This window comes from Pseudanabaena cinerea FACHB-1277 (assembly GCF_014696345.1).
In the GTDB taxonomy this organism is placed as follows: domain Bacteria; phylum Cyanobacteriota; class Cyanobacteriia; order Pseudanabaenales; family Pseudanabaenaceae; genus Pseudanabaena; species Pseudanabaena cinerea.
This window is the reverse complement of sequence record NZ_JACJPY010000122.1, coordinates 1-8988: the sequence shown is the minus strand read 5'-3', so window position 1 is coordinate 8988 and position 8988 is coordinate 1. Positions and strand designations below refer to the sequence as shown.

The window sequence follows — 8988 nt, the reverse complement described above, 5'->3', positions numbered from 1 at the left end:
ACTGCATTTTCTTGTTACTATTTTTATTCCTCTTTATTCTTCCTATTTCTTCCTTGCTTGTACATAAGTATATTTACTTACCGCAAACTTGGGATGCTCCCCTATTAAGTTCTCACGAGATCGAGTAATTGCTGTATATATGATTGCATCAAGTTGTAATGAGTCTCCCAAAAATTCTTCGTCAATATACAGAATTACACTCAATACTTCCCATCCTTTAAAACTATGAATAGTAGACATCTTTAACCTACTATCACCCATCCAAAAAGATTTTTTATGATGTCGAGATGTATCGCTCTCCTCACCAAACACATGATTAACATGGATTTGTTTAGATTCAAAATAACGAACACATTCCATTCCAATCTTATGATTCGGCAGTAATACAACCATGTCAGATGCTGTACATCCTTCTTCTTTGAGTTTATTAAATGCAAATTCAATTATCCTAAGCTTTTCACTAGGTTTAATTTCCTTCCAAACAACATGAGGATTGATAGAGCGATCAAACAAACTAATTTGTACAACATTTTCAGTTTTTAGATCTTGATTTAACTCAAATGATTCGCCAAATCTGGTGGCTACTTCAGCTACTTTCTGTGGTAGTCGAAAAACTGTTTTTAACTCTCTCCATCGTTTGTTAAATTTTGTGCCACTCATTCCTTCTTCAAGCCAGTCTAATTTAACTCCATAAATATTTTGTTTTTTGTCACACACCAAAAGCAATTCGTTTCTTGCTTTAAGAAATTTACATATTAGTCTATACCATTCGATACAAAAATCCTGTCCCTCATCAATTAAAATAGCATCGTATTTTTTCGTATTAATGTTAAATTCATTTAAACAATGATCAACATGGGAAGGAATTGTAGTGCGAAAAAACTCATCGCCATCACCTTTAGGAAAGTTGACTCCAGCCTCATTAAAAATATCCGAGCAAACTCCGTGAAAATGTTTATACGTTATTTTCTTTGAGTCAAACTCGAAAGGTGCACGTTGTATAAGATCTTTGATGTAATGCCACAATGTAATATTGAATGTCAAAACAAGAACGTCATAGCCTAAAGAGGCTAATTTAGCTGCTCGATAAGCAATTACTTGAGTTTTTCCACTTCCTGCAACTCCACGCAATCGAAAATGTCCTGACTTCGGTTCCGCGTGATTTTTCTGTTGTGGAGTTAAATCTAATGGAACAGTTCTTTCCAGTGTGTGAAAAGGAGGATCAAGCCAAAATTTTATTTCGTTGTTCCACTCCTTTCTCCAATAAGAGCTAACTTTTCTGTTGCTATCTGGGACTATTTTCGATATATTTTCAATTGTAAGATAATCATATCCAAAAATCGGACGATAATCTTTTATAAAGTCTTTAAAAAATTCTTTAACATGAGATGTTGTTGCTTGGTGGAAGTATAAAGCAGTTTTAATTAAGCCGAGTGAACTTGTTGTTTTATCAACTCTCTCACCAATAGCGGGTATTAACTGACCAATAATAACTTCTCGATAGTAATCTACCTGATAGATAGGATTTTTAATTGGATAACTACCTTTTGAATCAGAGACAAACAAATTTTTTTCTTCAAAATGATAGTTGGATAAGTTCCAATCTTTTACTTCTATTATCGTTAAACCTACAGATGGGTTAAAAACTATAATATCTGGACGACTGCCATTTAAAAACGGCTGAATATATATCAGCCAATCTTCAGGTAAATGCTGATCTAAAAATTTTGCTAAAGTAGTTTCTCCTTCCGTAAACTTATCAGGAAGCTTATCTATTTGTTCCCAGCTAGGAAAGATTCTATTTTTCATCAGCTTTATACTGCATTGCCTTGCAAAATTTTCAATTTATTTAAATCAGTATTTTTCACTAATCAGATACAAGTCTAGTATATTCCATTTCAGCTTTTCTATAAGATTCTCCATCATCCTTAGCTACATTCCACAACGCATAAATGATTTGATCCTTTGTAAAACATTGACCTTGCATTCCTTTAATTCGTTTTCTGAGTTCTTCATCTTGTTTATATGCTATCTCACCTTCTTTTGCTCCTGTCTCTCTTGCTTTTTTAAGATCTTCCTTAGAGGCTGTCATGTTACTAGCAAAATAAACTTCTGCGGCTTTTCCCATTCCATAAGTCCATCCATAAACAAAAATCGAACCAACAAGACCACCAGCCCCCGGCAAACCAATTCTAAAAGCAGCTAGAAGAGTCTGCTGTCCAAGCCAACCACCACCAATAACTGTCAATATTTCGGCTGCGGTTGATTCATTAACTTTGTAACCGTAGATATTTCCAATAGCACGAACCATCAGAGCTTGAATAGGTGTAATGATAAAAAAATCAGCAAAAGGAACATTGGGGATTGCACAGGCGACTGCCCCAGTAGTAGCTGCTATTTGGCGAACTCTAGAGGTGTTTTCTTTTTTGCCATCTTCGTCCAAGTTACTAAAGTCGCCATTAATAAATTTCCAGATTTCGTCAAGATTAATAAAAGACATACTCGTTAAAAATTCAATATTATGTTGAAATATTCGCTTATTATACTTTAGCAACTACGGATAGGAGGTCACTTTACTCATAGACATACAAACAAGCAATTTGAGGTGATTCTAACACTAAGATGACAAGATGCTTACCCATAAAAACCTTGCTACAATAAGCACAACCCACAATCTCTAAATCATAGCCAATGCAAATCAGCCTAGAAGTCAGCGATCTGAGTTACCATGATACACATAGTCAATGTGTACTCATATATGTATCAACGCATTAACATCACATTACCCAACGAAACACTACAGCTACTCGATCGCATTGCACCCAAAGGCGATCGCAGTCACTTCATTGACCAAGCCGTTAAGTACTATATCAATGCTGAAGCCAAGAAAAATTTACGCGAAAAACTCAAACAGGGCGCATTACGTCGCGCAGATCGAGACTTAGGGATTACTCAAGACTGGTTTAACATTGATGAGGAATCATGGCAAAACGGAAAATAGCATTTCCCAAGAGAGGTGAAATCTATTTGGTTAACTTTGATCCTACAGTTGGCTCAGAAATTCAGAAAACTAGACCTGCTCTCATTCTCCAAAATGACATTTCCAATCAATACAGCCCCATTACCATCGTTGCTGCCATCACATCCCAATTCGACCCTGAGACATATCCCACAGAAGTTTTAATCAATCCCCCAGAAGGTGGACTAACCGTGACATCCGTAGTTCTTCTCAATCAGATCCGTTCCATTGATAAACAACGCTTAGTTAAAAGAATGGGTGTAATCTCCGATCGCCTCATGGGATATGTAGATAACGCAATTCAAATTAGCTTAGGATTGATTGAACTATAGAATTAGTTAGCGATCTCGCCTATGCACTTAACCATGAGATGACAAGGCGATCGCCCTGTCAAAACACTTTAGGTTCTAACGTGGAATTAATTTGATTAAACTTCTTAAAGTAGAATTGACCGATTCAGAATCGGGAAAATATATTTTCACATCAGGATCGAGAACAATTAAATCGTCTTGTGGCGGGAAATGTTCTACAGTAGTTGTATCATCTTCATGATGAATAGTAACACTATGCCCTTTTCGATATTGTTGATAATATTTACCCCGAACAGGATTTCTAAGCTCAGTTAAATCATATTCTTCCCGCAAATCATCTTCTAATTCATATTGAATTTCATCGCTCATAATATCTTCTCTCCTTTGGTGTAAGCAATCTTGCACTGATTAAACGAATCTTATTATTGCGATCCGTATGAGATACAAACAGAAGTCTACTTTGATTTGATAAGCCTAATATAATATAGCGCTCTTCTCCTCTAGAATGCTCAGGATCATCAAAATTTAGAGATAATGGATCGTCAAATACAGTAGCAGCCTCTTCAAAAGAAACGCCATGTTTTATTTAATTTGCTTTATCTTTTCGCTCGTCCCATTCAAACTCTAGTTCCAAGCCATTTCAACTCCTTAAATTCAACTAATTCTTATCCTAACATATCGTTGAATCGTAATTTTAAACAGCCGTAGGCTAGAAGCGATCGCCCATTTACTTAACTATGAAATGACAAGGCGATCGCCATTCACCAGATTGCTACAATGAACATAGACTTTCCAATCATTTCAACAATTAGGGATGGATAGGTAATGTATTGAGTGGTAATTTTGTCGCGATCGTCACAGGTGACGCTGACATCGGGGTAAGTGTAGTTTTGAGATATTGCGCTTTTAACCCGCAGGTCTGAGTTCCCGATGATACAATTGCCAGTACCTAAGTGAGAATCAAACATAGTAATGAGGCGAATGGCAATCCGCGCATGATTAACACTACCGCCACTCATGGCATAGACTTGTCCTTCGATGTATTCGTGTTTATGTAATTGCTTTTCTTCCCAAGCAAAGTATTCTTGGGGAGTGAATTTAGGAAGGTTTTCTCTGGCTACAATCATATTTTTTTGCGGAGGTTCTAGAGGATCTATTCTAGATTTTAACAAAAGCGATCGCCCCTTGTACCACCAAACCCAAACCCCAAAATAATCGTAGGGGTTCAGCTTTTGCGCGACTATCTTTCAACTCCCAACCAAAATCTCGATCTGCAAATGCTCAACCCTCTTGGCTACAACCGATAAATTTTCCCTGCGGTTGGAGTTTTTGGTAAATGTTGGAGATTTTGGGCAGAGCATTCCCAATTTGAGGGGAGTTGAGAATTCATAAATGGTGGCGGGAATGCTTTGCCCCTACAGATGACGGAAAGCGATCGCCCAGAGAAGTTAATTTTTACAAGATACCTCTAGTAAAACTGATACTCCCGTAGATTCTTGGTAAGCTTTAGCATTTCGCAGGATTACACTATTACCATCTGAACCTAGTCCTGCTGCTCGGAATAAAGAGACAACTGACAAAACGTTCATGTCTACACTAACACTGACAAAACTAGAACTACCTGATTTGTTAGAAGCTTCATCCATATCCTTCAATGCTGTGAGAACTTCTTGGTTGGTCTTGATTTTTGTTTTCTCCCCATCTCTAACTTGGACTCCACAAATAGTTGCTGATGGGGACGAACAAGCTGACAATAAAACAATCAAGGTAACGAATACAACAGGTAGTGACTTTTTCATTTTTGTTTGTATAAATAGATACCAAATCCAACACCAGCAGCAATAATCACTCCAAGAATGATATCAGACATAGACATATCACCTTGTGACTTATCATTTAACCTACTTTCATATTCTCTCGATCCTCTAACCCATTCCATAGTTCGTTGTCTACTCCGCTCACTGTAGCAAGAAGCACCACAATTTGGTGGACTAGTATATTGAGCAAATACAAACATATTGTCTGAATTGGGTTGGGCAACGCAACTACAAAAGAGAGCTAACAAAGTTGCACGAATTGTCTTTACTGGGGTTAATTTCATATCTAGAAAATTTACTTCCTTAGTATTTGATGAATTTTTATACAATTTAACGATAGATAGGGTGATGATGACCCAAACAAAACTTTGTAAAGTACCTTTATTTATTTTTCTTTTCGTTCTGACCAGTAACCCACGAACATAGAGCAGCCATCATGAAAGCGAAAATAAATCCCGCAGTTCTATCATCTTCGTTACTTTGCCTAGAAGAACTTTGAGCCAATCTTGCACCTACTGCTCCACAACATGCAGCAGAGGCATCTGAAACTATTCCTAAGTTCATATTCATAGTTAGAAAAATCGTAACTAATATGTATCGCATAACTAGAAATACCTATGTATTTAGATAAATAAATCAACATTAAGCTTGAAAAAATCTCAGCCCAAAAGTTGCACCCACCCAAAAGCAAGATTAAAGATTTATATCGAAAATCAAATAATTTGCTAATAATCTTAATTATTACCTTAAAGTAATTAATCAACACCTAACTTCAGCAAGTAGTTATGTTAGGATTTAGTTAGGAATTTACTCAGGTAATATTTATGACATTTACTGATGAACAGTTTCCGCAGGTTTTTACAGAGTGGGACTTAGAAACTCTGTATACCGATCTGGCTTCGGCTAAGGGGCGGCGGTTGACTCCTGTTGAAAAATTGCATTTGAGAGGGTTGTTAGCGGGGCATAGTCCTTCGGAAATTGCTGAAAAGCTGAGTAAGAGCGTTAAGGGAGTAGAAGTTGATCTTTGTAGCACTCTTTATCAATATGTCAAAAATTTAGTTGGGAAGTCTAACGGAAAAGTTGATAATTGGAGAAGCATCAGTGAATGGCTTGAAGGTGCTGGTTATAGAAATCAGCCTAAGCCTTCTGTGCAGTTTAAAAGCTCTTCACCAGTAGATTTGCTAGTTAAAAGAGCAAAGATTAGTTTTGAAAATAACCAGATTATTATTGATGTTGATATGCGGATCGTTGCACCTACGTCATCAGAGGTTAGTTTGAATAACGAAGTATTAGAAATTCCAGAGACTAATCCAACTCTGTCTGTCGATTAAGAGAAAACACTAAAATATTAGTTGCAAGAAGTAGAGAATCCCAAAATGATCGAATTAACTTTTGAGCAAAGGCAAGATGTCATCAAACAGGTCGAAACTCCTCCTCGTGCCATTGACCCAGATACAGCAATAACCTATGTACTTCTTCGGGAAGAAGTATATGCAAAAATAAAAGCACTTTTAATCGAAGAGCAGAATAATCAATTCTTGCAAGATATGTATCTGCCTGTCATGGAGACCTTCGGCAAAGAAGGCTGGGACGATCCAGCGATGGATATATACAATGATCTTGATCCCCGCAGACAATCATGAATATTCAACGCGGCGATATTGTGCTAGTCGATTATCCCTAGAATTAACCTAGAGTCAAATATAGCTATTGTCAGTCTTCTTGTTTTTTGATTTGTCTTAATATTAAGTGACTACAGCTATATTGAAGACGTTGCGTTGTCGAAGAAGGTGCAGCTTAGCGCCGAAATTTTGACCGCCGTTGCAGAAGTTCATTATCGCTATTTCAACCCTGCCCCCTAATATCGATTTTTATGAAAATACCGCAAGTTACGATCACCTTAGTTGCTCTCAGTTTATTAATCGCCGATTGCGCTCCTGCGGCTGACAGTGGCAATGTGATCAACCTCAATGGTCAGGCATGGTCGGGGCGGTGGCTGCGGCGCGTGGAACAGGGGCGATCGCAACTGTATGTGCAGGAAGATTGGCTCACGGGTGGGTTAGGGGTGCAGATGCTCGATTCGGAAACCAGCGATCGCCAGCGCGTGCGGTGGTTTTCTAGCCCCTTATTCACGCCCACAGCCTTTGATAATCAGGGCAAATATCGTTACTTAGCCATTACGCCCTTTGCGGAGCAGTGGCGCACCGAAATTGTGGGCAGTACCCTCAATCTCTATACCCCTGACACGATCATGGAAGGGTTGCGCCGTAGCAGACAACCTTGGGGAGATCGCCTCGTAATTGACCTAAATCGGCGCACACCTTGGCGGGTTAGTCAGCAAGCCGACATGATTAATCTGACGGTCTCGGCAGAAGTGGCGGCGAATCTGCCCATTGATGCCATTAATGTTGATGCCTCAACAGGGGCGATCGCGGGTAATTTGATCAAATCGATCAAGGTGCTGCCTCAAGGCAAATTAACCCAGATTCAAATTCAGACCACCACCGCCATTAATCCTGCGATCGAATTATTAAGCAGCCCTAGCCCCAAAATTGTAATTGACCTACGCCGAGACTATTTGCCCCCTAGCTTAACTGTGCAGTGGGCGAATGGTTTGCGCCGCATTGAGCGCATAGTGGAAGTTCCCAATCCATCGACAAAGGAGAGCGCCCCTAAAACCCTCAAATTTGCAGTCACGGCTTTGGAAGTGGATCTCAAGCAACCACAATTAAAGTTACGTCCCATTTGGAGCAACCCTGATAACTCGCCTAATGGAATGCTGGGCGTGAGTCCTCTATCACAAATGGCAGGACAGGCTGGTGCGGTGGGCGCAATTAATGGCGGATTCTTTAATCGCATTCGCCGATTGCCAGTGGGTGCAATCCGTCAAGGCGGTCGCTGGCTGGCAGGAACGGCGCTAGTGCGGGGGGCGATCGCTTGGAATGAAACAGGAGATGTCCTGATCGATCGCCTCAATTTTAGCGAAGAGATTACCACAGGCAATCAAATCCAAATCAAGCTCACCAATCTCAATAGCGGCTATGTTCAGCGTGGCATTGCCCGCTATACACCCACTTGGGGCAGCAACTACAGCCCCCTCACCGAAAATGAATTATTAATCGTGGTCAAAGGTGATCGCGTCGTTGCCCAATATCAAGGCGCAGCAGTGGGTGTGGGACAATTACCGATTCCCGAAGATGGCTACCTTCTAGTTGCCAGACAAACCCCCGAAGCTGCCAAACAGTTGCCCCTTGGCATGACCGTTCGTGGTCGTCAAGCCTTTGTTCCCAATCAATTTGCCCCATTCCCCAATTTAATTGGTGCAGGACCATTATTACTTAAAAATGGCAATCTCGTTTTGGATGCTAAAGCCGAAACCTTCCAAGCGGGATTTGATACTCAAGCCGCCGATCGCAGTGTGATCGCCACTATGCCACAAAAGGGCAAGTTACTATTAGCCACGATCCAAGCTGCGCCCTCAGGTCAAGCACCAAATCTATTCCAAACGGCGGCGGTCTTAAAAAAGTTAGGGGCAGTGGATGCCCTCAATCTCGATGGCGGCAGTTCCACCACGCTCTATTTAGGTGGTCAAATTTTAAATCGTTCCATTACCCAAACTGCCTCTGTCCATAATGCGATCGCTATTTTCATCACGCCACCATCACAATTTTAAAATTGCGATCGTGAGCCAAATTGCGATCGGCATCTGACATTGCGGAGCAGTCCTGTAAACTAAATATTTTCGCTCATATGGGTAAGCAGGTGAAGCCAATTAAACGATCTGGCTTAAACCGTTGCGGCGACAAAGTGTGACTTTTTAATAAAGTAGGTCTTTCACCCA

At 39.9% G+C, this 8988-nt stretch carries 12 protein-coding genes and 1 pseudogene; 5 read left to right on the top strand and 8 right to left on the bottom strand.

Annotated elements, in window-relative coordinates:
• Positions 1-42 precede the first annotated feature (42 nt).
• Both H6F44_RS21150 and H6F44_RS21145 read right to left on the bottom strand, forming a co-directional pair.
• On the bottom strand, positions 43-1809 hold the full coding sequence (locus tag H6F44_RS21150; RefSeq protein ID WP_190353073.1) for a nuclease-related domain-containing DEAD/DEAH box helicase: 1767 nt from the start codon (positions 1807-1809) through the stop codon (positions 43-45).
• A 58-nt stretch (positions 1810-1867) separates the two neighbouring features.
• Entirely contained in the window at positions 1868-2500 is a 633-nt protein-coding gene (locus tag H6F44_RS21145; RefSeq protein WP_190353072.1) for a YcjF family protein, read from the bottom strand.
• A 258-nt stretch (positions 2501-2758) separates the two neighbouring features.
• On the opposite strand from H6F44_RS21145, the gene H6F44_RS21140 reads away from it, so the two are divergent.
• On the top strand, positions 2759-3001 hold the full coding sequence (locus H6F44_RS21140; protein ID WP_103670259.1) for a ribbon-helix-helix domain-containing protein: 243 nt from the start codon (positions 2759-2761) through the stop codon (positions 2999-3001).
• Positions 2983-3351: a type II toxin-antitoxin system PemK/MazF family toxin gene (locus tag H6F44_RS21135; RefSeq protein WP_190353071.1), complete on the top strand. Its 369-nt coding sequence runs from the start codon at positions 2983-2985 to the stop codon at positions 3349-3351. The genes H6F44_RS21140 and H6F44_RS21135 overlap by 19 nt, the downstream gene beginning before the upstream one ends.
• Positions 3352-3426: 75 nt before the next feature.
• On the opposite strand, the gene H6F44_RS21130 is transcribed toward H6F44_RS21135, so the two are convergent.
• The 6 genes and pseudogenes from H6F44_RS21130 to H6F44_RS21105 all read right to left on the bottom strand — a co-directional run bounded on the left by H6F44_RS21130 (position 3427) and on the right by H6F44_RS21105 (position 5717).
• The gene (locus tag H6F44_RS21130; protein ID WP_190353070.1) at positions 3427-3699 is read right to left on the bottom strand and encodes a hypothetical protein; all 273 of its coding nucleotides are present in this window, start codon (positions 3697-3699) and stop codon (positions 3427-3429) included.
• The gene (locus H6F44_RS23360; RefSeq protein WP_322096270.1) at positions 3689-3916 is read right to left on the bottom strand and encodes a BrnT family toxin; all 228 of its coding nucleotides are present in this window, start codon (positions 3914-3916) and stop codon (positions 3689-3691) included. Before H6F44_RS23360 ends, H6F44_RS21130 begins: the two co-directional genes overlap by 11 nt.
• 199 nt (positions 3917-4115) lie before the next feature.
• Positions 4116-4457, bottom strand: a pseudogene (locus H6F44_RS21120) (Uma2 family endonuclease); the annotation flags it as partial.
• Positions 4458-4778: 321 nt separating this feature from the next.
• On the bottom strand, positions 4779-5129 hold the full coding sequence (locus tag H6F44_RS21115) for a hypothetical protein (RefSeq protein ID WP_190353068.1): 351 nt from the start codon (positions 5127-5129) through the stop codon (positions 4779-4781).
• The gene (locus tag H6F44_RS21110) at positions 5126-5431 is read right to left on the bottom strand and encodes a hypothetical protein (RefSeq protein ID WP_190353067.1); all 306 of its coding nucleotides are present in this window, start codon (positions 5429-5431) and stop codon (positions 5126-5128) included. The genes H6F44_RS21115 and H6F44_RS21110 overlap by 4 nt, the downstream gene beginning before the upstream one ends.
• A 97-nt stretch (positions 5432-5528) precedes the next feature.
• Entirely contained in the window at positions 5529-5717 is a 189-nt protein-coding gene (locus H6F44_RS21105; RefSeq protein ID WP_190353066.1) for a hypothetical protein, read from the bottom strand.
• Positions 5718-5971: 254 nt separating this feature from the next.
• Here H6F44_RS21105 and H6F44_RS21100 point away from each other — a divergent pair, with 254 nt between their 5' ends.
• The 3 genes from H6F44_RS21100 to H6F44_RS21090 all read left to right on the top strand — a co-directional run bounded on the left by H6F44_RS21100 (position 5972) and on the right by H6F44_RS21090 (position 8820).
• Positions 5972-6478 carry a helix-turn-helix transcriptional regulator gene (locus H6F44_RS21100; RefSeq protein WP_190353065.1) on the top strand — a complete coding sequence of 169 codons (507 nt, stop codon included), beginning with the start codon at positions 5972-5974 and terminating at the stop codon, positions 6476-6478.
• 45 nt (positions 6479-6523) lie between these two features.
• Positions 6524-6790, top strand: a complete 267-nt coding sequence (locus tag H6F44_RS21095) for a hypothetical protein (protein ID WP_190353064.1) — start codon at positions 6524-6526, stop codon at positions 6788-6790.
• 230 nt (positions 6791-7020) lie between these two features.
• The gene (locus H6F44_RS21090; RefSeq protein ID WP_190353063.1) at positions 7021-8820 is read left to right on the top strand and encodes a phosphodiester glycosidase family protein; all 1800 of its coding nucleotides are present in this window, start codon (positions 7021-7023) and stop codon (positions 8818-8820) included.
• The last annotated feature ends 168 nt before the right edge of the window (positions 8821-8988 follow it).